This window comes from Ruegeria sp. BE9 (genome assembly GCF_056538765.1).
In genome coordinates this window covers 1,257,058-1,281,320 of the sequence record NZ_JBQFTS010000001.1, presented here as the reverse complement: position 1 = coordinate 1,281,320, position 24,263 = coordinate 1,257,058, and the positions used below count along the sequence as shown (strand labels likewise).

Annotated in this window: 23 protein-coding genes; 18 read left to right on the top strand and 5 right to left on the bottom strand. The window is 53.8% G+C overall.

Annotation, left to right across the window (positions count from 1 at the left end; all coding sequences use genetic code 11):
- Position 1 precedes the first annotated feature (1 nt).
- Genes ACR0EO_RS06245 through galE form a run of 8 tightly spaced genes read left to right on the top strand, consistent with a single transcriptional unit; the run spans position 2 to position 8,751 of the window.
- Positions 2-2,284, top strand: a complete 2,283-nt coding sequence (locus ACR0EO_RS06245) for an MMPL family transporter (protein WP_480688040.1) — start codon at positions 2-4, stop codon at positions 2,282-2,284.
- On the top strand, positions 2,281-3,516 hold the full coding sequence (locus ACR0EO_RS06240; protein ID WP_480688038.1) for an NAD(P)/FAD-dependent oxidoreductase: 1,236 nt from the start codon (positions 2,281-2,283) through the stop codon (positions 3,514-3,516). Before ACR0EO_RS06245 ends, ACR0EO_RS06240 begins: the two co-directional genes overlap by 4 nt.
- Positions 3,516-4,124, top strand: coding sequence for a DUF3261 domain-containing protein (locus tag ACR0EO_RS06235; RefSeq protein ID WP_480688036.1), 609 nt, complete (start codon positions 3,516-3,518; stop codon positions 4,122-4,124). The genes ACR0EO_RS06240 and ACR0EO_RS06235 overlap by 1 nt, the downstream gene beginning before the upstream one ends.
- Positions 4,121-5,326 (top strand): beta-ketoacyl-ACP synthase, encoded by a 1,206-nt coding sequence (locus tag ACR0EO_RS06230; RefSeq protein ID WP_480688034.1) that lies wholly within the window; start codon positions 4,121-4,123, stop codon positions 5,324-5,326. The genes ACR0EO_RS06235 and ACR0EO_RS06230 overlap by 4 nt, the downstream gene beginning before the upstream one ends.
- A complete protein-coding gene (locus ACR0EO_RS06225) occupies positions 5,323-5,802 on the top strand; it encodes a hotdog family protein (RefSeq protein WP_480688032.1) in 480 nt (159 codons plus the stop codon). Before ACR0EO_RS06230 ends, ACR0EO_RS06225 begins: the two co-directional genes overlap by 4 nt.
- A complete protein-coding gene (locus ACR0EO_RS06220; protein WP_480688030.1) occupies positions 5,795-6,520 on the top strand; it encodes a 3-ketoacyl-ACP reductase FabG2 in 726 nt (241 codons plus the stop codon). Before ACR0EO_RS06225 ends, ACR0EO_RS06220 begins: the two co-directional genes overlap by 8 nt.
- Positions 6,517-7,761, top strand: coding sequence for a beta-ketoacyl-ACP synthase (locus ACR0EO_RS06215; protein WP_480688028.1), 1,245 nt, complete (start codon positions 6,517-6,519; stop codon positions 7,759-7,761). The genes ACR0EO_RS06220 and ACR0EO_RS06215 overlap by 4 nt, the downstream gene beginning before the upstream one ends.
- A 9-nt stretch (positions 7,762-7,770) precedes the next feature.
- Positions 7,771-8,751 carry a UDP-glucose 4-epimerase GalE gene (galE, locus tag ACR0EO_RS06210; RefSeq protein ID WP_480688026.1) on the top strand — a complete coding sequence of 327 codons (981 nt, stop codon included), beginning with the start codon at positions 7,771-7,773 and terminating at the stop codon, positions 8,749-8,751.
- A gap of 73 nt (positions 8,752-8,824) precedes the next feature.
- Here the strand turns inward: galE and ACR0EO_RS06205 are convergent, their stop codons facing one another.
- Genes ACR0EO_RS06205 through ACR0EO_RS06195 form a run of 3 tightly spaced genes read right to left on the bottom strand, consistent with a single transcriptional unit; the run spans position 8,825 to position 11,660 of the window.
- Entirely contained in the window at positions 8,825-10,177 is a 1,353-nt protein-coding gene (locus tag ACR0EO_RS06205) for a sensor histidine kinase (RefSeq protein WP_480688249.1), read from the bottom strand.
- A gap of 5 nt (positions 10,178-10,182) precedes the next feature.
- A complete protein-coding gene (locus tag ACR0EO_RS06200; RefSeq protein WP_480688024.1) occupies positions 10,183-10,836 on the bottom strand; it encodes a response regulator in 654 nt (217 codons plus the stop codon).
- Positions 10,837-10,874: 38 nt separating this feature from the next.
- Positions 10,875-11,660: a PepSY domain-containing protein gene (locus ACR0EO_RS06195; protein WP_480688022.1), complete on the bottom strand. Its 786-nt coding sequence runs from the start codon at positions 11,658-11,660 to the stop codon at positions 10,875-10,877.
- Between the two features lie 266 nt (positions 11,661-11,926).
- Between ACR0EO_RS06195 and ACR0EO_RS06190 the strand changes: the two genes are divergently transcribed.
- The 10 genes from ACR0EO_RS06190 (at position 11,927) to ACR0EO_RS06145 (ending at position 22,641) form a co-directional block, all read left to right on the top strand.
- On the top strand, positions 11,927-12,934 hold the full coding sequence (locus ACR0EO_RS06190) for a hypothetical protein (protein ID WP_480688020.1): 1,008 nt from the start codon (positions 11,927-11,929) through the stop codon (positions 12,932-12,934).
- Between the two features lie 1,142 nt (positions 12,935-14,076).
- Positions 14,077-14,280 carry a Flp family type IVb pilin gene (locus ACR0EO_RS06185; RefSeq protein ID WP_480688018.1) on the top strand — a complete coding sequence of 68 codons (204 nt, stop codon included), beginning with the start codon at positions 14,077-14,079 and terminating at the stop codon, positions 14,278-14,280.
- A gap of 150 nt (positions 14,281-14,430) precedes the next feature.
- The gene (cpaB, locus tag ACR0EO_RS06180; RefSeq protein WP_480688016.1) at positions 14,431-15,246 is read left to right on the top strand and encodes a Flp pilus assembly protein CpaB; all 816 of its coding nucleotides are present in this window, start codon (positions 14,431-14,433) and stop codon (positions 15,244-15,246) included.
- A gap of 38 nt (positions 15,247-15,284) precedes the next feature.
- Complete coding sequence (locus tag ACR0EO_RS06175; RefSeq protein ID WP_480688014.1) at positions 15,285-16,772, top strand: pilus assembly protein TadG-related protein; 1,488 nt, start codon at positions 15,285-15,287, stop codon at positions 16,770-16,772.
- A complete protein-coding gene (locus ACR0EO_RS06170; RefSeq protein WP_480688012.1) occupies positions 16,769-17,260 on the top strand; it encodes a TadE/TadG family type IV pilus assembly protein in 492 nt (163 codons plus the stop codon). The genes ACR0EO_RS06175 and ACR0EO_RS06170 overlap by 4 nt, the downstream gene beginning before the upstream one ends.
- Positions 17,257-17,937, top strand: coding sequence for a TadE/TadG family type IV pilus assembly protein (locus ACR0EO_RS06165; protein WP_480688010.1), 681 nt, complete (start codon positions 17,257-17,259; stop codon positions 17,935-17,937). Before ACR0EO_RS06170 ends, ACR0EO_RS06165 begins: the two co-directional genes overlap by 4 nt.
- Before the next feature lie 11 nt (positions 17,938-17,948).
- Positions 17,949-19,151: a CpaE/TadZ family protein gene (locus tag ACR0EO_RS06160; RefSeq protein WP_480688008.1), complete on the top strand. Its 1,203-nt coding sequence runs from the start codon at positions 17,949-17,951 to the stop codon at positions 19,149-19,151.
- 53 nt (positions 19,152-19,204) lie between these two features.
- On the top strand, positions 19,205-20,602 hold the full coding sequence (locus tag ACR0EO_RS06155) for a TadA family conjugal transfer-associated ATPase (RefSeq protein ID WP_480688006.1): 1,398 nt from the start codon (positions 19,205-19,207) through the stop codon (positions 20,600-20,602).
- Positions 20,603-20,614: 12 nt separating this feature from the next.
- Positions 20,615-21,643: a type II secretion system F family protein gene (locus ACR0EO_RS06150; RefSeq protein WP_480688004.1), complete on the top strand. Its 1,029-nt coding sequence runs from the start codon at positions 20,615-20,617 to the stop codon at positions 21,641-21,643.
- A 14-nt stretch (positions 21,644-21,657) separates the two neighbouring features.
- The gene (locus ACR0EO_RS06145; protein ID WP_480688002.1) at positions 21,658-22,641 is read left to right on the top strand and encodes a type II secretion system F family protein; all 984 of its coding nucleotides are present in this window, start codon (positions 21,658-21,660) and stop codon (positions 22,639-22,641) included.
- Between the two features lie 30 nt (positions 22,642-22,671).
- Here ACR0EO_RS06145 and ACR0EO_RS06140 read toward each other — a convergent pair whose 3' ends face one another.
- Entirely contained in the window at positions 22,672-23,151 is a 480-nt protein-coding gene (locus tag ACR0EO_RS06140) for an A24 family peptidase (protein ID WP_480688000.1), read from the bottom strand.
- Positions 23,151-24,011 (bottom strand): helix-turn-helix transcriptional regulator, encoded by an 861-nt coding sequence (locus ACR0EO_RS06135; protein ID WP_480687999.1) that lies wholly within the window; start codon positions 24,009-24,011, stop codon positions 23,151-23,153. Before ACR0EO_RS06135 ends, ACR0EO_RS06140 begins: the two co-directional genes overlap by 1 nt.
- Between the last annotated feature and the right edge of the window lie 252 nt (positions 24,012-24,263).

The following is a 24,263-nucleotide window of genomic DNA, read 5'->3' as shown; positions in this document are numbered from 1 at the left end:
CGTGAGCTTTCGACGCCGGGTCACATTGTGGCTCCTTGCTCAGGTGATATGCGTTGCCGTTCTGATAGGCGGCATTTTCAATGGGCAGATCTCTCTGCACAGCGATGTCTCGGCTTTTGATAAGAGCACAAGTCGCAACGCTGCGCTTGACACTGCATGGGCCGAGTTGCGCGCCCGGCAGGCGGGCAACGGTAGCGTATTGGTGTCTCATGCAGACCCGACGCAGGCCGTAGATGCAGCGCTGGCGGTGCAGCAAGGTTTTGCCGCGGTTCCCAAGTTGGCGACCGTTGACTTGACGACGCAGCAGGCGGATGACCTACTTTTTGCAGAACAGTTGCTGGCCGCGTTTCCGGGGGTTCTTTCAGCGAAGGACAGGTTGGATGTTGAACAGTCCGGCGGAGAAGCCGTTCTGGCCCGAGCTCTTGCAGGGTTGGCTGTTCCGGGTATGGCTATGTCTTTTGTTGATCCGTCCCGGGATCCTTTCGATCTGACCGGTAAGGTGTTGTCGTCAGGACTTGGAGATACCCTGCCTGATCAACTGATCAAAGGTGTGCCGGTGTTTCGATCCTCAGATGGAATGAACCACGTTCGGGTACCGTTTGAGGCGCAAGATGACGTAACAGGACTGGCCGATCAGACCGAGCTATCCAATAAGGTGCGATCTGTCGTTAACGAGGTATTGCAGAACCGACCACAGCTTGAGGCGCACTATCTGGGCGGCGCATTTTTTGCAGCTGACATCGCCAAGGCGTCGCGCGCCGAGGCTGAGCGACTGACCTTGCTGTCGGCCGCATGGGTTCTGTTGGTTGTGCTGATTGCCATGCGCTCGATCCGGTCACTGCTAGCGACCGGGCTCGTACTGGGGATCGGTTTACTGTGGGGTATAACGACCGCCTCTCTGATTTGGGGAGGTGTGAATACTGTCGCCCTTGGATTTGCTGGTGGATTGCTTGGGGTCGTTGCTGACTATGTTTTCCACTACTTCTTTGCACGTCCTGATAGTCACGGTCACGTGGCGCGTCCCACCAAGAATGCCCTGATTTTCGGGGCACTGAGTTCGATAGTTGGTTTTGCCAGCCTTTTGTTTGCGTCGTTCGATCTATTGACCCAGATCGCGGTGATTGCTTGCGCGGGGATCGCGGCTTCATTGGCGACAATCCTCTTCCTGTTTCCTGCGATTGGCCTTTTGCCTGTCCGGACGAGCGCTGGTCAAACGCAGTTCAGCACTCAGATGCAGATGCGTCACAAGCAATTGGTTGGCATAGTGATGCATCCGGCCATTGGATTGGCGATGATCGTTTTGGCCTTCTTTGTTCTGAAACCGCCAATGGATGATGTCCGGTCCTTGGGGCACATGCCTACTGGACTCGTCCAAGACGCCGAATTGGCGTCAGCACTGTTTCCAGCAGCCCACCCAACTCGGTTCCTGATGGTTGCAGCCGACGACAGTCAGGACTTGCTGCAGAAAATGGAGGCCGTAGCCCCGTCTTTGCGTCAACTTCAATCAGAGGGCCGCATCAGTTCGGCCTATTTGATTTCTGATCAGATACCCAGCTTGTCTAATCAGGTTAAGACCGCCGAGCTTGTCACCGAAACGCTTGCACTAAGCTGGGTACAGAAAACAGGCTTGGACCTTGAGGAACGCACGCCCGTCCCAGTTACGCTGGAGGGTGTGCGAGCAGTTGCGCCAGGGTATCGCGCGTTGCAAGCGGTATACCAAGCCGGCGATGGACGCGTTTGGGCGGCAATCCCGATTGTTGGGGGAACGGCCGCCTCGGTGGCCTCAGTGGCCGCAAGCCACGAAAGCGTGTACCTGATCGACCCCGTAGACAGCGCAAACAGGGCTTTTGCTCAGTCTCGGAAAGGGGCGCAGGTTGCACTGCTTGCTGCGTTGGGTCTGCTCTGGGCGCTGTTCTGTCTGCGCAATGGCTTTGCCCGTGGAACGCGACTGGCGTTGGTTCCGATGGGGGCGGTGTTTGCTGCTCCTGTGCTGGCCGCACTCGTCGGGGTGCCGCTGAACCTTCTGACCGTGATGTCCTTGTTCTTGGTGCTGGCTATCGGCGCGGATTACGCGATTTTCCTTGGTGATCCCGAACTTGGGACGCATCCGGAAACTTATCGCGCTGTCACGTTGTCGGCCCTCAGTTCGGTTGGTGCCTTCGCCATTCTCGGAACCAGTACGCTGCCTGCCATCCATCAGATTGGCACTGTGCTTTGCGCCGGTCTGGCGGTGGCGTGGGTTCTTTCACCTTTTTCAACTCAAGTCATAGGAACGGATAAATGACGCAGCTTTCGACCTCAACAGGTGTAGCTATCATCGGGGCAGGGCCAGCGGGTTCACTCGCGGCGAAAAGACTGGTCGACGCAGGGCATCGTGTGACAGTGGTGGAGTCCACGCGACATCCTCGGTTCTCGATCGGAGAAAGCCTGCTGCCCTTTTCAATGTTTCCGCTTGAGCGCGCAGGGGTGTTGCCAGAAATTGAGAAGGCTGGCTTCCAAATCAAAACAGGAGCGCGTTTCGTCCGCGGTGCGCAAGCGACCGACATCGACTTTCGCCAGAAATACGAGCCCGGCTGGGGAACGACTTTTCAGGTGCAACGCGCCCGGTTCGATCAAATCCTCGCCGATGCAGCCGATCACGCAGGGGCCGAAATGCGATACGACACGCAGGTGACCGAGGCTGACATTTCGGAGCAGGGTGCGTCACTGTTTCTTCGCGATGTGGATGGTCATACCTCGCGGTTGGATGCGGACTTTGTTTTGGATGGCAGCGGGTTTGGCAGAGTGCTTCCCCGGTTGTTAGACCTTGAGGCCCCGTCCAACCTGCCATTTCGCGGAGCGCTGTTCACGCATTTAGCGGATGGCATTTCCGATCCTGACTTTGATCGCAGCAAGATCGTCATCACAGTCCATCCTCATCACCCGGAAGTCTGGTTCTGGCTCATTTGCTTTTCTGACGGGACCAGCTCTGTTGGGGTTGTGTTGGGCGAGGAGCACGATCTGGGGGCAGATACCGAAGATCATGCGCGCTTACTTTGGAAATGGATTGGCGAAACCCATCTGGGCGACTTGCTGCGCAATGCCCATACGACCCGGCCGGTCGGTTGTATCCGGGGGTATTCAAAAAACGTTCGCACTCTGCATGGCCCGAGATTTGCGTTGCTAGGAAATGCCGCTGAATTTCTCGATCCAGTGTTCTCAAGTGGTGTTACCATCGCCTTACACTCAGCTGACTTGGCTTGTGATGCTCTGCTACGGCATCTTGACGGTAAACGGGTCGACTGGGACGCTGAGTTCGAAACCCCCCTTCGTGCTGGCGTGGATGTTTTCCGGACGTTTGTAAATGGGTGGTATGACCAAAGCTTGCAGCAGGTGATCTTTAACCGACCGGCCGAGATCAATGGTGTCAGCAGAATGGTGACTTCAATCCTCGCCGGATACGCCTGGAATCGAGACAACCCTCTTGTCAAAAAACCGTCGAGCGGACTGGCAGCGATCGCTGGGATGATGGCCTGATGCGACTGTTTACGACGCTTTTCCCAGTTTTGGTTTTGGCGGCTTGTGCCAGCCACGATGATGAGCAAGCAACGCCCCTGCCTGTGCAAGAGCCAACGGTGAAACCGGAAAGCGTTGCGGAACAGCCCGTCAGTGGCAGGACGATCAACTCGTCTGAGCTTGTTTGGACCAAATCTCCGCTGAAGCTACAGCAACGTCTCACGGTCGAAGTAGATGGCGCTTCACGTCAGGCCATGGCGTTTCTAAGCTTGTCTGATGATGTGATCGAGATGCAACTGTTCGATCCGTTGGGTCTACCAGTTGAGACAATCAAATGGATCAACGGACAACCGCAAGAGATCGGAGCAACAAAGCTGCCTGCGCCAGTCACTCCGAACCATATCTTGGATGACATTGTCGTCGCCTTTTGGCCGTACGAAGAATTGGCCCCGCTTTTGAACTCTGGTCTGAGTGTCGCGCAAGACGGCCGTGGCCGCAGCGTTAGACAGGGGTTGCAGTCGCTGGTCACAGTCACATATAGCGAGACCGCCGATCCTTTGGCCGAGCTAACAATAAACAACCATCAACACGGCTACATTCTACGAATATCCTCAGCGGAAGTGTCATGACCAAGCAACCGTACTTTTTGAACGACCTGGGCATTTCCTGCGCCCTAGGGCAGGGCAAAGAGACGGTCCTTGCAGCACTGCTGGCTGGCGACCAATCGGGCATGAAGCCTGATGACACATATTTGCAAAGAGGCGAAACTGTTGTGGGGGTCGTGTCGGATCTACCTCAGACTTTGCCTGAAATGAGTAGGGCCGGGTGCTTTGATACGCGCAGCAACCGCATTCTTTTCAGCGCGATTTCCCAGATTGATGAAGCGATCCGAAACGCCGTTTCTCTTTATGGGCCTGAACGCATCGGTGTTGTAATAGGCGCAACCACTAGTGGAATAGAAGAAGGACGGGTCGCTCTGTCGGGGGAGGATGGTGTTTTACCGGAAGACTTCCGTATCGAGACGCAAGAGCTTGGTAACCCTTCCGATTTTGTGTCCCGGCTTTACGGGATCCTCGGCCCTGTATTCACCGTGTCGAACGCATGTTCGTCAGGGGCAAGTTCGCTTGCGAGTGGAGCGCGACTATTGGCTACTGGTCAATGTGATGCAGTCATCGTCGGCGGGGTAGACGCGTTAGCAAGCCTGACGCTGAATGGCTTTGATGCGCTCTCGTCTATTGCGAAAGGCCTGTGCAACCCGTTCTCAGCTAATCGCAAGGGCATCAATATCGGTGAAGGTGCGGCGGTTTTCCTCATGACACGGCAATCGTCTGAGGTTTCGTTGCTTGGCTGGGGCGAGACGTCGGATGGTTACCACATGAACGCCCCGGATCCCTCGGGGAACGGCGCCATCGTAGCAATGCAAAAGGCGTTGGAGATGGCGACGTGTGATGCAGGTGATATCTCTTACGTGAATCTGCACGGTACTGGCACACCTGCCAATGACTCTATGGAATCTTTGGCGGTGTCACAGGTTTTCGGCGGCGACGTACCGGTGAGTTCTACCAAGCCAATGACGGGTCATACGTTAGGGGCCGCCGGGGCGATAGAGGCAGGCTTTTTGTGGTTGTTGCTGTCGCGCCCGAGTTCCGAGACGACATTGCCACCACATCTGTGGGACGGACAGCTTGGACCGGATTGTCAGTCGCTGAATTTCAGTAAAGCAGGGACAGCCTATGAAATGCCATCTGACAAGGCGGCAATGATCAGCAATTCGTTCGCATTCGGCGGCAACAATTGCAGCCTTGTTCTGGGCAGAAGTGGAACGCCATGACCTTAGCAAGCAGTGTAACTACCGAAGCCTTTGATGACATCACGCAGTTCATGCCGCATGACAAACCGATGGCTCTACTCTCGCGGTTGGTTGAGGTCAAACAAGGACGGTTGGTGGCTGAGGTGCAGATTGGCCCAGCGACAATGTTCTACCGGCCTGAAGAAGGTGTGCCCAGCTATCTGTCTTTGGAATATATGGCGCAAGCGGTTGCTGCGTTAGACGGATTTTGGAAATCACAGCGCGGGAGTGTTCCGTCAATTGGCTTTCTTTTGGGGACACGATCAATGCCGCTCTCGCGTCCTTTTTTCAAGGTGGGTGAGGTGCTTACCGTCACCGTCGAAGAGCATTTTAATGATGGTAATATGGCGTCTTTTGAGGGGATTGTCGTGAGTGGCTCCGAGACGGTAGCCGTCGCGACGTTAAGCGTGTATTGCCCCGACGGGGCCGAAGTGACTGAGGGGGTTCAACATGCCTGAACGCATTCTTGTCACAGGTTCAAGCAAGGGGATCGGGGCGGCGATCGCTCTGAAACTGGCAAACGATGGGTTTGACATCGCGCTGCACTACGGGCGGGACCGCGACGGTGCAGAAACACAGGCTGAAATGATCCGAAAACAGGGTGGAACCTGCGGCTTGTTGTCCTTCGACATCGCAAACCGTGCCCAATGCCGCGAGGTCATCGAAGATGATATTGATCGGAACGGAGCATTTTTTGGTGCAGTACTAAACGCCGGGATAACTCGGGACGGCGCGTTTCCGGCGCTGACTGATGAAGACTGGGACGGTGTGGTCGATACAAACCTCAATGGGTTCTACAACGTATTGCACCCGCTTTTGATGCCGATGATCCAGCGCCGCAAACCGGGGCGCATCGTCACTATGACCTCTGTTTCCGGGATAATCGGTAACCGGGGTCAGACAAACTACGCAGCGTCTAAGGCAGGGTTGATCGGAGCTTCCAAGTCTTTGGCGATCGAGCTGGCCAAGCGCAAGATTACGGTCAACTGTGTGGCCCCCGGTGTTATCGATACAGGCATGACTGCTGAACTTCCGGGTGACATGGTTAAAGCTCTGGTGCCCATGCAGCGTTCGGGCTTGCCCGAAGAGGTCGCCAGTCTTGTTTCATTCCTTTGTTCGGATGGTGCGTCCTACATCACGCGGCAGGTAATCGCCGTAGACGGAGGGCTGCAATGACACGGCGGGTAGTCGTAACGGGTATGTCCGGCGTCACCGCTTTGGGTGAGACATGGGGCGAAATTCGGCAGCGGATGGAGCAAGGCCACACTGGCATTCGATACATGCATGAGTGGGACGACTGCAGTGATCTGAACACTCGGTTGGGCGGGCCGATTGACAACTTTGAACCGCGTGACCACTACAACCGCAAGACCCTCAGAACTGCTGGAAGGGTCGCGGCACTTTCGATGTATGCCACGGACAAGGCGCTCGAGATGTCGGGTTTGGCGGGGGACGCTGATCGCCTGACCTCTGGACGCGCGGGCATCGCTTACGGATCGTCGTTCGGTAATGTCGATCCCGTCGTCGATTTTGCTCGACTGCTGACCGACCGGACTGCGCGCAATCTGAGCGCGGCCAGCTATATCCGTATGATGAGCCATACGTCGGCCGTCAACATTGGTATCCACCTGGGGCTGACAGGGCGGATTTTTCCGACATCCTCGGCCTGCACATCGGGCAGCATGGGCATCGGCTTCGCCTATGATGCGATCAAAGCGGGGCAACAGGATATTATGCTGGCCGGTGGAGCAGAGGAGATGAGCGTCGGCATGAGTGCCGTCTTTGATACGCTGTTTTCAACCAGTGCTCAGAATGATCACCCTGAACTAACCCCAAGACCCTATGACGGCGCGCGTGACGGACTGGTGATCGGCGAAGGCGCTGCAACACTGGTTCTGGAAGAACGAGAGCACGCAATTGCTCGAGGCGCTCCGATTTTTGCTGAGCTTGTTGGTTTCGGCACTAACTCAGATGGCAGTCACGCGACCCGACCGCAGTCGGCAACAATGCAGACCGCCCTCAGATTGGCGTTGGAAAACGCGGGACTTTCGTCGGATTACATCGGCTTCGTCAGCGGTCATGGTACGGCCACAGATGCTGGGGATGTGGCGGAGGTTCATGCAACTGCAGCCGTTTTTGATCGTCCCGTCCCCATGCACTCGCTCAAAGGCCATTTTGGGCATTCCCTTGGAGCGTGCGGAGCCATTGAGGCTTGGTTAGCGATCGAGATGATGAATGATGGCTGGTTTCCGGCAACCGCAAATCTTTCGACCGTTGATCCAAGGTGCGTCCCTGAGAGCGTGACAATACCTGACTTCTTAATAAGCGAAGCCCGCTCACTGAGCCCTGACCACGTGATGACGAACAACTTCGCGTTTGGTGGCATCAACACCTCGCTCATCTTCCGAAAGGTCTAAACGGCGCTTATGCAGGACGTGGTCTCACCGATCTTGGTCACTGGCGGGGCGGGCTATATCGGCGCGCATCTTGTCCGGCACCTGATTAATCAGGGTTGCGAAGTTGTGGTGGTCGATGACTTGTCTAACGGACGCCGTGAGCGTTTGCCTGCTGGGGTACCATTTTATGAAACCTGCATCAGTCAGAAGGCAGAGATTTCTAGCATTCTGGCCCGACATGAATGCCGGGCCGTGGTGCATCTTGCAGCGTCTACATCGGTTGCAGAGTCGGTCCGCGATCCAATGATGCACTTCAGAAACAACCTGTCCCACAGTGTTGATCTTCTGGATGCATGCCAAACCGCAGGTGTTCGTCATTTTGTTTTCGCCTCAACGGCGGCTGTATACGGAGATGCGCCGCACGGAGTCGTTTCCGAAGACACGCTTTTGTCGCCGAAATCCCCTTATGGCGTGTCCAAGAAGATGTTCGAAGACGTGCTGATCAGCTCGGCCCAGCACTATGGAATGAACTGCGCGATCCTTCGGCTATTTAACGTCGCAGGACGTGGGGCCTTTATGAAGGGTGAGAGCATGGCAGGGGGTGAGCCAAGTTTGCTGGATGCTCTGGCGACTTGCCTGACGCGTGTGCGGAATATCGGTAACGCCGAGTTTCGTATTTTAGGCAACGACTACGATACGCCGGACGGAACATGTGAGCGGGATCTGGTCCATATTGACGACGTGACCGAAGCCTTCTGGCGCAGTATCCGGTTTTTGTCCGACACTGGTGAAAACCTGATGGTGAACTGCGGTAGCGGTACAAGCCTTTCGGTCAATCAGATTGTCCAAAGATTTCGCACTGTCATCGCCCCTGCGATTGAGCCGGTATACGCGCCAAGACGCAGCGGAGACATAGCCAGAATTTGTGCTGACATCAGTGCGTTGCAGCGCGCAACAGGGTGGGAGCCCGTCCACAGTGAGCTGGACGTGATCCTCAATTCGATCGCTTAAGGCAGGCGTAGCTGCTTTCAGTAAAGGGCGCGTGCGCCCCGTTCCGAATACGCAGTGATCAAACTTGCTCGTGTTACCGTTTGGAAACTGCACGGCTGTTGCGGGGCAGCTCGACGCTTGCCTCCAATCCCCCAAGCTCTTGGGACGTGCCTAGAACAAGCTTGGCTCCGTAGGCGTTCAGTAGGTCCACGGCGATAGCCAATCCCAACCCGGTTCCAGTGATGTTGGTATCTAGGCGGCCGCCAGAGCGCAGCGCTTCTCTCTGGGATTCCTTTGGGATTCCGGGGCCATCATCCGCAACACGTAAACAAATGCCGAGGTCATCCAATTCCACTGTCAACTGGACGACTCTGTCGCTCCATTTAAAAGCGTTATCCAACAGGTTTCCGATGACCTCTTCGATGTCCTGGGAATCCATGCGTACCCAGAGGTCCGGGGGACAGCTGGTGGAAAAAGACTTACCTTCTCGGTCTGCCATGATTGAAAACAGGCGCGAAAGCCGATCCACCGACGCGGTCAGGTTGGTGCGCGAGTGGGTCAATTCTGCAGTGTTAGAGGCCCGCATTCGGGCCAGAGAACGGCTAAGCTGTGCATCAATGCGGTCCAGCGCTTCTTGCGCAACCTCGGTCTTTGCTCCTTTGGTCGACAGGTCGGCCAATTCATTTCTTAAGATAGTCGCCGGTGTCTTTAACGAATGCGCGATGTCGGCGGCCTGTCTGCGAGAACCGGAAATGATGTCGCGATTTCGTTGTAAAAGTTGGTTCAGTTCCTCGACCAGCGGAGAGACTTCTTCCGGGTAGTCATCCGGCCTAAGCACTTCGTCTTTGTCCCAGCGATGAGCAACGTCCGCACGCAGTTTGCGCAAGGGTTTCATAATTGCCGACATGATCAAAAGCGAGCTCATGACACCGATTACTCCGACCAATGCGAAAACAGGCCAAAGGCTCTGCTGGGCCGCGCGGCGTTCATTTAGCAACTGGCGCTGACTTTCTGATACGCTTACGCCCCACACTGTGCCGTCTTCGTAGGTAATAGTCTGATAGGCGCTTCGGACTATTTCGTTGTCAGGTCCGGGTGTGTTCCAGATTACGGTGCCCACAGAGGAACCTTCGGGTTCAGCGATTGTTTCGTCAAACATCGAGGGCGAGGTGTAGATTTCACCGTCGCTGCTCGTGACTTGCCAATACCGTCCCGAATAAGGTGTGCCGTATGCAGGATCGAACAGCAGATCGCTTAGCGCTTCGGGGGCTTGTGTAGTGACACTCAAGCCGACAACCAACTGGGTGTGCTTGTCCTCAAGATTGCTGTCGAACCTCTCAAGGACTCTGGCGTCAATGAAAGAAAAGACTGCAATCGTTCCGACAGCTACCGAGACTGCACCGGAAGTGATCCCGCCCAGCAAGGCACGTTGACGCAGCGATAACATCCGACTCAATCGATCATATATCCACGACCTCTCACTGTGGAGATCAAGTCAGAACCCAGTTTTTTTCGCAACCGATTTATGAACACTGCAATCGTGTTAGAGTCGCGGTCCCCGTCGTATTCGTAGATATGCTCTGAAAGCTCGGTCCGAGATATTCGGCGCCCAGAGTTGACGGCGAGGTATGTCAGAACGGCGATCTCTTGCGCCGTCAGCTCAACCGGGATCCCGTCGACTGTGACCCGTCCGGTCCGAGTGTCCAGCGCCACATTCCCTTTTTCGATGATCGGGTTGAGCTGACCACTTTGACGGCGCAGGATGGCCCGGACACGCGCTGCAAGCTCAGGCATATGAAACGGCTTGATCATGTAATCATCAGCGCCGGCGTCCAGCCCGTCTACGCGTTCACTCCACCCGTCTCTTGCGGTCAAAATCAAAACAGGAGTGGTGATTTCTGCATTTCGCCATTCGCGCAGTATAGATATGCCGTCGCGTTCGGGCAGACCGATATCCAAGATGATAACGTCGTAGGGTTCAGTTGAGCCCAAATGTAGAGCCTCAACCCCGTTGTGAACGACATCAACGATCCGACCTTCGGCACTAAGCAGCCTTTTGATTTGGTCGCAGAGGTGAGGCTCATCTTCTGCAAGTAGAACTCTCATACAAAGAACCTATTCAATTTTGGTCTGCCTCTTCAAGGTTACCTATTTCCCTTACCCCCGCCATTGCCGCCGGAGTTGCCGCCACCGGAGTTGCCTCCGCTGTTGCCACCGGAGTTGCCGTTGCCATTTCCGCCAGAGTTGCCTCCGCTGTTGCCACCGGAGTTGCCGCCGCCATTTCCGCCGGAGTTGCCTCCGGAGTTGCCGCCGCCATTTCCGCCGGAGTTGCCTCCGCCGTTGCCGCCAGAGTTGCCTCCGCCATTGCCACCGGAGTTGCCTCCGCCGTTGCCGCCAGAGTTGCCTCCGCCATTGCCACCGGAGTTGCCTCCGCCGTTGCCGCCAGAGTTGCCTCCGCCATTACCACCGGAGTTGCCGTTGCCATTTCCGCCCGCGTTGCCTTTGCTGCTGCGGTTTCCAGCAGCATTGCTGCTTTGCACACTTTTGTTCGTTAAGCCAAAGGCGTTAGTCCGAGGTGCCTTCGCAGTCCTGGACTTTGCGCGCGCGGCCTCGGAAATTTGTCGACCAACTGCTGATCTATTGGAAACAACGGCTCCTGTTTTGGCATTTACGATTACACTTAAAATTTTGCCGTTTGGTTTCTTGACCAGGATTCTGTAGTAGATCTCGTCTGCTTTAAAAGCACGTGCATCGACCGGGGTGCCGCCAAAAACCTTCTCCACCCCTTTGATGACACGCTTAAGGCGTATGGCCTTTCCAGTGCTTGTCGCCGCCCGCAGTTCAGACTGCTTCAGTTCTTGCACGGCCGAATACCCTTCCTCGGTGAGGAAAAGAACCATCAGACAGGCAATTAGCAAGAGCTTCTTCATGTATAACACTCTGAAAAACCAGACGTACTACTCTACATAATTCAAGATGAACTGAAGGTGAACGAATAGTTAGCCGCCCGTTTAACTGACCTGCATTCAACTAGAGGGGTTAAATGGTGATTCGGGTTCTTTTGTGTCGTGTGTTCGACACTTTCTAAGAAGTTGATCAAATTTCGATCTTTGGGGAAGTAGTGAAAGTCTCATCGTCCTGCATACTTAAAGTGTCTTGCATTGCTCTAGCCCTCATGGGCTCCGTGGCAGTTGTGATGACTGTCGCGGCCCCAGACTATGCGTTTGCAAAGCCTGGGAACGGAAACGGCAAAGGCGGTGAAGGCAAGGGTGGTGGCGCCGGTAAAGGCAAAGGCGGCGAAGGCAAAGGCGCCGGCAAAGGCAAAGGCGGCGAAAGTAAGGGCAAAGGTTCAGGCAAAGGCAAGGGAAAGGGCAGTAGTGTAGGGAAGGGGGGAGGCAAGGCAGAAGCCAAGGCAGTGGGCAAGACCCGCGCGGGTAAATCCCGAATTGGCCGCCTTGACTCAAAATCTACGAAATCGAAGTCCTTCAAAGGCGGTAAGTTCTCTTTGAGGGACTTGATTGGCGGCAAGCAATCCAAAAGCAAAAAAACAACTGAACGTAAGGTTGCAAACGTAAACCGCAAATCCAAAAGCCGAACTCCTCTGGAGAAATCTGTTCGCCCTGTAGTGCGGCGGGCTGAAAACACCTATGCCAGCTTACTTGGGGCGCATCCTTCGGAGCTCGGAGCGTTAAATGCTGCCAATGCGAGCGAGAATGCTCTGAGAAACGCGGCGCCAAACTCCAGAGTTGGTCGCATTGCCACATACCGCGACACGGTTTTGGCAGGAGACGAAATCAGGGACGATTTGGAGGAGGCTCAGGAACTGTTGGACGGTTTGGATGAGCCCGAACGTCCACTTTCCGAAATCGAGGACGATCTCAAGGACGCTCTGAACGACGTCCAAGAAAATGCGGAGCGCGTTGCAGAGTTGGAGGAGGAGCTGGAGCAATCCGACGATCCCAATCTCGAGGATGAGTTGGAGCAAGCTCAGAAAGATCTGGATGCCTCGAAAGACGCCGCCGAAGAGTTGAATGACGAAAGGAAAGCGGCGGTCGAATACGACGAAGCCGTGACCGAGGTCGAAGATCTCACAGATCAGGTTGAAGACCAGGAAATAGCCGAGAGAGAAGCCTTGGAGGACGCGGCAAATAAACCTGTGACGGATGAAGTGGAAGAGGCAGTGAAGGACCTGTTGGGGATATAGATTCGATCAACCTAAAGTAGATTAAAGTTAGATCAGGAATTTTCCCTCTACCGTTAGGCTAGATCGGTGTAAATTAGTAAGATACTTCAAAACAAATTCGTAGAGAAAATCGGTTCATTGGCTGGAAGTGATTTTCGATTGGATAGATAGGTATAAAGAAAAAGTGCTTATCTATTTCTCTCAAATATTTTTTCGTTAAATGCGATTTCAGGAAGCGAGAAACCTCAATGCTCCTCAGTATTATTTGTGGGGCATGACGGTTGAGTGTCTGCCTGTTCGAGACGGGTTGCTAGTTGAAGCAGCCCATTTTTCCGAGCGCGTATCAGATAAATTTTTGTTGGGCATCCATCTCTGTTTGGGTGTTCGTATTGTGCTCACTGACTTCGCTTTCGGTGTCGATCTTGGTCGCCGTTCTTTCTCGGTTGGGGGAATGTGAAGATCGCCGCATTGCGATCCGCGTTGGTGCGATCATTGGGGTAAAGGTTCTATTAATTTCTTGTTAATAAATAATTAATATTCACTCTCGTTGAAAATTGAACGTCTCTCTCAACTCTTCTCCCAGACCTGTGAGGCGGTCTTGCTCTCACTCTAGCCACTGATGAGAGTCTGAAGCGCCAGTCTGGGCGGCGGCGTGTCGTTCGGCGTGACTCTGTGGTGAAACCTGGGAAGCCACCGCGCGTATTCACTCATGTGAAGTAGTCTGGCTTGGATCTGCGATTCAGTGCATTCGCCACGCAGCAAGCTGCGGACACTAAAATGAGGTGAAATGGAAATCTCCCTTTTGGGTTTGGTTTGGAGTTTCGGAGTTTAACGTCGGCAGGAGTGGAAACAGTTTTCTGTATTATGTCGCTTTGATTTGCGGATATTGGTGAAAATAAAAGGAAAAAAATCAGCGCTATTTAAGAACCTTTGTGACCGAACAGAATCAAAAGAAGTCCATGGTCATATTTTCGAAAATGTGTGTCCGGATTCTGTCAAAAAAGTGCCTTAGAGGAAAACAAAAACACGTTTAACGGGAAAAATTTTGTGTTTGAGGGGACGTTGCCACGTCTTGCGCTTGGTACTGATTGAGAAGGCTAGGGGGTCAACCTCGTGTCTGTGCACAACAAGCACATTCTGAGTAACAGACTGGAGAACAAGTTATGTTGAATGGAATTCGTAAAATCTTCGTAAAACTGCGTCGTGATGAAAGCGGTGCAACGCTTGTCGAATACGGTATTGCACTGTTCATCGCCATTGCGGTGGGTGGCACAATCCTGACAGGACTGGGCCAAACGACTGTCGGAAACTTTGAAGACGCCGACACAGTCGCAGCGGATCGTCCAACGACTGGTGGCGGCACCTAAGCCAAGGATCGAAGAAACCTCTGATCCCCTCGGAAGAGAGGGGATCAGGTACAACCTTACTTGAACATTTTAGTTTACTGCCAACTGCTTAACACGGCGCGTGATCTGAATGCTGTCTGGTCGGGATAACCCCAAAGATTGGAGAGAAAAATGCGTGTAAAATCATTGATGATGACCATTCTAGGGGTTGGTTTGGCCGGTGGCGCGGTCCTGATTGCGCAAGAGCAACTGCAGAGAAACCAGGCCGCCGCGGATCCCACGATCGTTCGAGTTATTGCGGTAGCCGAAGAAATTCCCTTCGGATCGCCGATTGAGCGACACAAGTTAACATCCATCGAATGGCCCGCGGACTCGGTTCCTGGCGGGGTCTTCACAAGTTTTGATGACGTACTGCCAGAACAGGGCAACGATCCGCGCCGGGCGAAACGTGCCTTGGCGCCCGGAGAGATTCTGCTGGCGACCAAAGTCTCGGATTTTGGGGAAAAAGTCACTATTGTTCAAACGCTTGGTGAAAACAACCGAGCGATGGCAATCAACGTTAACGCTCAAACGGGCGTAGGTGGATTTGTAACGCCGGGTGACTTTGTCGACATCGTTTTGACACGCGGCAAGAATGAATCTCTGCGCGCGGTAACAATCCTACAGAACATCCGGGTTATCGGCGTTGACCAAACCGCCGACGAAGAACTTGATCAGCCCGGCGTCGCCCGGACCGTAACTGTTGAGGTTACACCCGAACAGGGTCAACGCTTGGCATTGGCGCAAAGGGCCGGTCGTCTAAGCCTGTCGCTCCGTTCGTTGCAGACAGAGGATGACGAACCTTTGGAAGCCATCCGTCTGAGCGACATTCTGTTGGAAAAATCACCAGTAGAAGATGGCGGACCCAAGCCTGTCGTCAAAGTGCGCCGCGGTACATCTGACATTCAAGAAGTACCGGTGTCCGTCACGACAACTCAAACCAATTAAGCACTTCACTCAAACTCAAGAACGGAAGGGTCAGAGCCATGTTTTCCTCAAGCAAATTCAAACAGAACGAAGAAGGGACTATTCTGGTCTTCGTCGGAATTTGCATGGTGGTGATTGTCGGCATGGCGGCATTGACCTTTGATCTGGGGCGCATTGCATCCACGCAGACGGATCTTCAGGCTTATACTGATCACGTGGCATTGGCGGCAGCCGGTGAGTTGGATGGAAATGGCGATGCCATCACTCGCGCAACGTCCGCCGCCGAAGAAATGATCCAAGATACTCAGTTCTTCGCAGAAGGTAGCCGGGATTTGGGCTCGGCTTCGGATTTCACTTTAAGGTTTCTAAGGGATTTGCCAGATTCCTCCGCTGACCCTAGAGACGAAGATGATGTCTCTGGCTTTTACACCACGGATCCTGAACTGGCGGTTATGGTTGAGGTCACTGCGACACCCAGAACCGTCTTTCTTCCCTTCGGTCGCACCCTGGCGCGCATGATGGGGGTCGCTGATCCAAGAGGGGACGTGCACGCGGTCGCAATTGCTGGTTACACACAATACGCCTGCGATGTGACACCGTTGATGTTCTGTATTCCACCGGATTGGACGGCAAACGCGAATGTTGGATCGACAATCAAGCTACGTACTGGCGGGAATAACTCGGCTTGGGGGCCTGGTAACTTCGGATTTCTCGACCCCACAGATATTGGGATCAATCCTAACGGCCCCTGTGCAGGCGAAACTGGTTCAAAGCTTTACATCTGCCTAGTCGCGGCTCATGGGAACCTAACGCAATGTGTTTCTCAGCGTGGTGTGGACACCGAGCCGGGGCAGCGTAACGGGATTGGCAGTGCCATCTACAACTCTCGCTTTGACATCTTTCAGTCAACGATGAGCAATCTGAAAAACGATGATGCTTATGCGCCAGGACCGCAGGTTATCTCGGGTTGGGAAAACACCGGCGGTAGCTGCCTGAAAAACAACCCTGATCTATCCACGGATACGATGCCGTTCCCACCAGATGATTGCTTTGGCTCCGATGGCCTATGCAATGGTAGTCGATTTGGAGACGGTGATTGGAACAGTGGGCGCACAGCATACCTGGAAATGAATTATGGCAATGGCCCCGATGGTACTCTGGCAGCGCATCCTTTGGGTCCTCCTGCTGGCACTACGCGTCATCAGATCTACTTGAATGAAATTACACGGGCAGCAGGAGGAGACGTTCTTTCCAATCGCAGCGAAACCGGGCGCCCGCAATGTGCGAGAACGACTATACCGATCGATGAAGCCGATCGCCGGACATTCATCGCAGCCGCCGTGAATTGCACCGACAATCCCGTCAGTGGCCGCGCGGAAAACATTCCGGTCCAGGAGTTCGTGAAAGTCTTTCTGATCCAACCATTGGAACAGTCTTCGGGTACTGATTTTGACATCTACGTCGAAGTTATAGAGCAGGTTGGCGGCGGAGCCGGCAGCAGCAGCGAAGACGGGATTTTCCGTGATGTTGTGAGGCTGTACAGATGAAAAAGCTCATCGAATATCTTGCCCGCTTCAAGCGTTGTGAGTCCGGTGCTCCGATGGTCGAATTCGCGATGGTCCTCCCTCTGATCCTGGTGTTCTTTGCCGTGATCGTCGAAGGAAGCCGCATCACCTGGGTTCATCAAGCAACTGCTGCAGGTGTGCGCGATGCTTCTCGGATGATTGCGCGGATTGCGCCGATCGATGCCTGCACCTCAGGTGGGGTCAGCGGGTATGATGACATGGTTACGGGCATCGTAGAAAACCGTTTGGACGGATCCTCTATCATGCCGATTGGGACAACGGTGATTGATGTAACGCCTAGCTGCATTTCTCGAACCGGCGCCTACCGCATTGACCCAACTTCTGTTGTTCAAGTTACAGCGGAAATCCGCATTGACTACTTGTTCGGTAGCATCTTCGGGTTTTTTGGAACGTCACGGAATTCGCTGAACACGGTGATTTCCGACCAAAGCAGGATCTTTGGGGTATGAGAAAGATGCTTCATACCATCCGGTCATTTTGGCGTCAGGAAAAGGGTGCGGCCCTTGTCGAGCTTGGAATGGTTATTCCTCTGTTCCTGCTGCTTATTTTCGGAATTTTGGAATACGGCCGCCTATATTGGTCGACGACGATGGCTCAGAAGGCAATGCAAAAGGCGTCGCGGCTAGCGACTGTCGGACCACCGCAATGCGGTGCACTTCCATCAACACACACTTTGTCCGGCACAGCACCAGGAGGCACACGGTTCGGTGTTCTTTGCCGAAGCGGTGACTTCTGCGCGTCGCCCAACCTTCCTGAGCCGTGCAGTTTAGACACGTCGACTAACTATGGCGGCCGTATTTGGGATGAGATCGCAGCCCTGATGCCATCTGGTTCGGGCCCGGAAAACGTGCGTTTCACTTATTCGCACGACCCGCGTCTGGGTTTCCTTGGCGGTCCCTACACGCCTGTCGTGACGGCAGAGTTGGTGGGGACTGACCCTTCAATAGACTTGAATGGGGACAGCGTTCCAGATTTTGAGTTTCAATTTGTCTTGCCGCTGGGACCACTGGCGGCGCTGGCCGCAAGCGACCCGGCAATCGCGTCGAGAAAAGCGACCGCCATTTCAATTCCCGCAATGAGCACATCGGCCCCGGCCGAAGACCTCGGCGTCGGGGTCCCTGAATAAGGAGTAAGATCATGACAGCCAAACAGATTTCAGTTTTATTGATTTCGCCGGACGAGCAGATCTATTCGGCAATTGAGGGGTCTCTGACTGGAGAGGCTAACTGCAAGTTCACGGGGCGTCAGGATACCATAGCCGGGGTGAACGGGGCGGCCATTTCACTGACCTCACAGCACGACGTCGTTCTGTTCGATGTTGACGAAAACTCCGAAGATTTGATGCAGACGGCCCGAGCAATCTGCGACGCCAGGATGCCGAACGCTATCATCATTGCGCTGGCCTCTGAGAACTTGCCGTTGGAAAAAGCCCGCCAGCTAAAGAAGCTAGGGGTAGATGACGTTTTACCCCGCACGGCGGTAGACGAAGAGATTGTTCCGCAACTCGATGAAATCCGTGCTCGCCGGCAAGCGCAATTGCCTGCCGTTTGGGGCGGGCAGGCGACATTGGGCAAAGTTATCGCCGTTGCAAAATCACGAGGTGGTGTCGGATCTTCGATCGTCGCGGCAAACATGGCGAATGAGCTTCAGTCCAAGGAAGGCTTCTTCAAGAAAAAAGCGGCGAACGAAGTCGCCCTGGTGGATCTTGATTTCCAGTTTGGTTCGATTGCGGCTTTGATGGATATCGAAGAGAGCGACGCGATGTGGCGCATGGCGATGGAAGAGAGCATCCCTGATGGCGCCTTCCTTGAGCAAGCCATGGTCAAATCTCCTTGTGGCGTGGACATTCTTGCTGCTCCTTCGCGCTTCGGTCCTCTGAGCGCAATCAAGGAAGAGCAAATTACGGCAATTCTGGACAGCCTCAAGCGCAGCCATGATTACATTGTCGTCGATCTGCCGCGCGCGTTGGTTGAATGGATCACGCCCGTTCTGACGCAAGCTGATCGGTTGTATTTGGTAACCGACGTAACGGTGCCATCCGTTCGGTCCGCTCGTAAGCTGATGGATTTCTATCAAGCCGAGAACCCGGCGTTGGATATCCAACTCATCGCAACTCTTGAAAAGAAACCGCTCATTCCTGCGGCTCATCATCGGGCAGCGTCTAAACTTCTTGAGAAAGAGTTTGCGCACTGGGTGCCGAAAGACGATCGCACGGTCCGAGAGTCCGTCGACCGAGGTGTGCCATTGCAAGAAGTTTCCAACCGCGCTCCGCTTACTCGGGCAATCCGTAAGTTGGCGCAGGAAACGTCGGTTTCTTTGCCACCGCGTGTTGGCCACTAATAGGTCGCTCCCCATCAATTCGTGACGGTTACAAAAGTAAGAAGGTTATAGACATGTTTCGTGAATTCGACAGAACGGGCCGAGCAGCGCCAGAAGCAGCAAAAATTGTTCCGTTGGACACGAACCAATTTGCTGAAAACGTTTCGGATATTACGGCTTTCGAGGCCGAAAAGATGGAAGCCCAGCGGGGCATCGAAATGGATCGCATCGACCTGAAGGCGCGGATGCACAATTCCCTGCTCGACAAGCTCAACCTGGCGGTCATCGAGAAAGTAGAAGAAGAGACGCTGCGAGGGGAAATCGGCAAACACGTCACTGATCTGCTGAGGGCCGAGGGTCGCGCAATGCGCAGCGAAGAGGTCAAGCTCTTGGTCGAAGAGCTGATGCACGAAGTTCTCGGGCTTGGACCGTTGGAGCCGCTGTTAGCAGACCCAACCATCAACGACATCCTTGTGAACGGTCACAAACAGATTTTCGTCGAACGTTCCGGTGTTCTGGAACAAACATCCGCACGTTTCAGAGATGAGCGTCATTTGCTTCGGATTATCGACAAGATTGTAAGTCGGGTAGGGCGCCGTATCGACGAACGTCAACCTTGGGTGGACGCGCGCTTGGAAGACGGCAGCCGGGTTAACGCAATTATTCGACCCTGTGCGTTGGACGGCCCAGCCCTGTCGATCCGTAAGTTTGCACGGGTTCCGCTAACAATGCAGCGTCTTATCAAGAATGAGGCGTTAAACGAAAGCGCTGCAACCTTGTTGCGCGGCCTTGTCGAAGCGAAGATGAACGTTTTGATCTCAGGCGGCACCGGTTCGGGCAAGACGACAATGCTCAACGCCTTGTCCTCATACATCAGCCCGCGCGAGAGGATCGTGACCATCGAAGATGCGGCCGAGCTCCAGCTGCAGCAGGAACATGTTCTGCGCATGGAAACGCGTCCAGCCGGGTTGGACGGCACAGGTGCAGTCGCCCAGCGAGATCTAGTGCGGAATGCCCTTCGTATGCGTCCAGATCGTATCATCGTGGGCGAGGTGCGCGGCTCAGAGGCCTTTGACATGCTTCAGGCGATGAACACAGGCCACGACGGCTCGATGACTACTGTTCACGCCAATAGCCCGCGCGATGCTTTGTCTCGGGTTGAACAAATGGTGCAGATGGGTGGGATTGAACTGCCTCACTCTGCCATCCGGGCAACCATTGCCTCGGCGATCCACTTTGTGTTGCAGCTCAATCGCCTGTCTGACGGTACCCGCCGCGTCACGTCGATTGCGGAAATCACGGGGATGGAAGGCGACATTGTCACGATGCAAGACATCTTTGTCTTCAAGCGTGAAGGCAAAGATGAAGCTGGCAACATATTGGGCCGGTTCAAGGCAACTGGAATTCGTCCCAAGTCCAGCGACGCCCTCGCGGCAGCAGGTGTTGATCTGTCTAACGTGAAATTCGCTTAAGGAGGGTTGATCATGTTTGATAGTATTCGGTCCTACTTCTCGAACATTAACTTTGACGCGCTTATCGGCCCCGAGATGCAAATAGCCGGGTTCGACGCCAGGTTCGTGATTTCACTGCTCATTTTCCTCGGCGCCTTGCTTGCTTACGAGGGTGTCCGGCAGTTCCTGAAGCGTGGTGAAAACCGGGAAGAGGCAATCAATCGCCGTATTCAGATGCTCAATCAGGGAAAAACCGGTGAGGATGTGTTGTCCCTGCTGAAGCCCAAGGAAGCCAAGCCTTTCCTGAAGTCTTTTCCCTTCGTTGGTGACTTGCCTGGAGCGCTTGCGGCTGCTGGTTTGACCATGTTGCCCGAGATGTTTCTTTTGGGATGCGGAGCAGCCTTTTTGATTTCCGCCATTGGCGGCTCGATGGTGGCTGACCCGATTAAGGTCATTCCTATTTGCGCGCTGGTTTTTCTTATTCTTCCTCTAATCTACTTGGGAGAAAACCTTAAAAAGCGAAGAGCCAGCCTGATCAAACAGCTCCCAGATGCTCTTGATTTGATGGCGCGAGGGTTAAAAGTCGGTCACCCCTTGAACTCTACGTTGCAGAGCGTCGCAAGTGAGATGCCCGATCCGATCGGAACAGAGTTTGGGCTTGTAGTTGATCAGGTCGCCTATGGTGAAGAGTTGACGACTGCAATCAAAAACATGGCTGACCGCGTTGAGGAAGAAGATATCCAATACCTTGCGGTGGCCCTGACCATGCAACACGGAACCGGTGGTGACTTGGCCGGAATTCTCAGAACTTTGGCAAGCGTGATCCGGGCAAGGATGTCGTTGCGCCGGAAGATCAAGGCGATCTCTGCCGAGGGCCGTATGACTGCTTATATCCTGTCATTTATCCCTGTCGGTATTGCGGGGGTCATGACAGTAATGACGCCGGACTACTACGGGAGCGTCATGCATTACCCAGTTTTCTGGCCGGTTATGGGGGGCATAGCTGCCGCGATCGTGGTCAATGCGATCGTTCTTTTTAGACTTGTAAACTTTCGAATCTGAGGAGGGACCTAGGCATGGAGTATCTGAACACAATCCTCGACGGCGGTCTTGCGACTCAGGTTCTTATTTTCACGATTGTTATCATTGGAGCGATCATCGCGTTCTTTGGAATTTCGTCTTCCTTCAGCGAGCGCTCTACAGCCGCTGATCGCATGATGCCAAAACGTCAGCGGCAGACCCTGTCCAGAGTTGTTCCTGAGAAAGTCGAAGGTGACGCCCCCACGGGCTTGAGCGCCGCGTTAATTCCCAGCGATGCCAGCCTAAGGTTTGAAGTGGGCCAGGTTCTGGCTCGTGCAGGTTTTCGCAGTCAAAACGCTATCGCGAATTTCTATCTCCTCAGATTGGGCAGCGCGACCTTTCTGCCGTTGGTCTTCCTTGTTCTGATGAGCTGGCAACCTGCAACAAGTTTTGGCGCCCGCATTGGTGACTATATGTCTGGGCTGAACTCTTTCGAGATTTTCAGGAACCTCGGACTGCTGTGTGGTATCGGTTTCTATATCCCTCAATACTGGATGAACTCGCGGATCAAAGATCGCAAGCGCCGTATGGAAAATGCCTTTCCCAATATGTTGGATCTGCTTCAAATCGGTATCGAGGCAGGTATGGGCTTCGATCAGGCTTTGCTCAAAGTTGCAGTGGACATGCAAACGGTTTCCCCCGAGATGTCCGAGGAGATTTTGATTGCACTAAGTGAGATCCAGGCAGGTCGTGACCGTGAAATTGCATTGATGCGGATGGCACGCAGAACCGGCATCGATGAGATGAGTTCCTTCGTAAGTGTCGTGTTGCAGTCCACGCGGTTTGGCGTTCCTTTATCCTCAGCTTTGACCACATATGCCGAAGAAATGCGCGAGTTGCGTGAACTGCGTGCGCAGGAAAAGGCGAACAAGCTTCCGGTTCAGATGTCCGCGGTTATGGCGACCCTTATGTTGCCGTCCATCGCAGGTTTGATCCTGGCGCCGATCGTAATTCGTTATATCGAAACGTTTGCCCAATAAGGTGGCTCGGCGCCGTGAAGGTGCCAGCCGTTAGTTCAACGACATGATCGCGAGGATGAGGCCCGAAGGCCCGATCGCAATTCCCATCGGGAACTTTTGGGTCTGAAAAGTTGCCTCAAGGGCGGGCAGTGGCTGCTTAACTAGCTTTCTGCACAGTGCCAGAGCGATCATCCCAATGGCCATCGTGAATGAAAGCAATAGCATGTAAGTCGAAAGCGCCGGCACGGGAATCGCCAGAATAACTATGGGCAACATTTTCGCGTCGCCGCCGCCTAGCCAACCCAGAGCGAACAGACCAACGCACAGAATAAAGCTGACGGATGCTGCGCCGAGTCTAAGTAAAGTTTCGTCGAATCCCAAAAACGGCAGTGTGACCAAGAATAAGGTCATACCGATCAAGCAGTATGTATTGGGAATGCGAAATTGCGTCAGATCAGTCCAAGCAATTGCGACAAGCAACGGGGTGAACAGCCAAAGCGTTACCCAAGATTGCCATGTCAATTCAAACATTATGCGCGGGCCTGATAGTGTATCCCGTGAATAGCTTCGCGTTCTTCCAATGAAACCAGCTGACGTGCAAGCATATGAAAGCTATCCAGCGACGTTTTGGAATAGATGTGTTTCAGGTGAGTCCGGACTGTTGCCGGACCAATATTCAATTCGTCTCCAATCGCCTGCGGAGACAATCCACGAGAAATGAGAACGCAGACCCGCCATTCAGCGCGGGTTAGCCCCGCTGGGTTTTCCATGCTCATGATCAATGCGTTCTCGATCGGCTTTTTTAGCTTCACCAAAGATTGCCGGGATATGGCCTCGATAACCAAACCGGGACGGCGTCTTTGGTAGATTTCGGACAATTCTCCAGCAATCACATCAATACCATGTCGGTAGTTGCGATCTGCGTTGCGGCAAAAGTGAAGCTCAAGAAAGTCGAGCTCGTTGCCATTGTTATCTAGGCAAATGAACAGAATATCGTGGATTTTCCGATGCGACATCCAATCAACAACGCCAGTCGAAAGCTCGGTTTCTTTTTTACCTTCTTCCAGGTAGCTGAAAACCGATGCGCGCTTTGGCTTGTTCCTAAACGGACCTAAAATCTCATTTGTCAGCGAGAAATAGATTGGACGAGTTCCGGATTGATTCCGAGTATCTGCGCGGGCCGCGATTCTGTCAGTGCGTTTGTTTAACCAAACACGACTGATCATCCCGCAGTCTGCGCCGAATGCGTCTACAATGGATTCAAGCGCTGCATCCAAAACGATGCCGCCCTGGCTCCATTGAATAAAGTTAATTAGTGCCTTTGTGTGTCGCGTGTCAGGAAGCCACGCTCCGCTTGTGCCACCACCAAGTTCCATCTTGTACCAACTCAAACTTGTAACAACTCATACTCATCACCATTTACTTGGCTTTTTTTGTTAACCTACTCGGGGCCTCACTTCGCACAGAATACATCAAGCACCTCAAACGTCACATGTTTTGTAAGATTATCGGGTGTTTGACATCATTATTGTTGGGCAATTAGCAACAGTACTTGTTCTGGGGGTGTATTGCGCGAGAATTGTCTCTGTTTGATACGTGTGTTAGTTGAAATTCGCATCGCTGAAGAGATTTTCGTAGCGGGG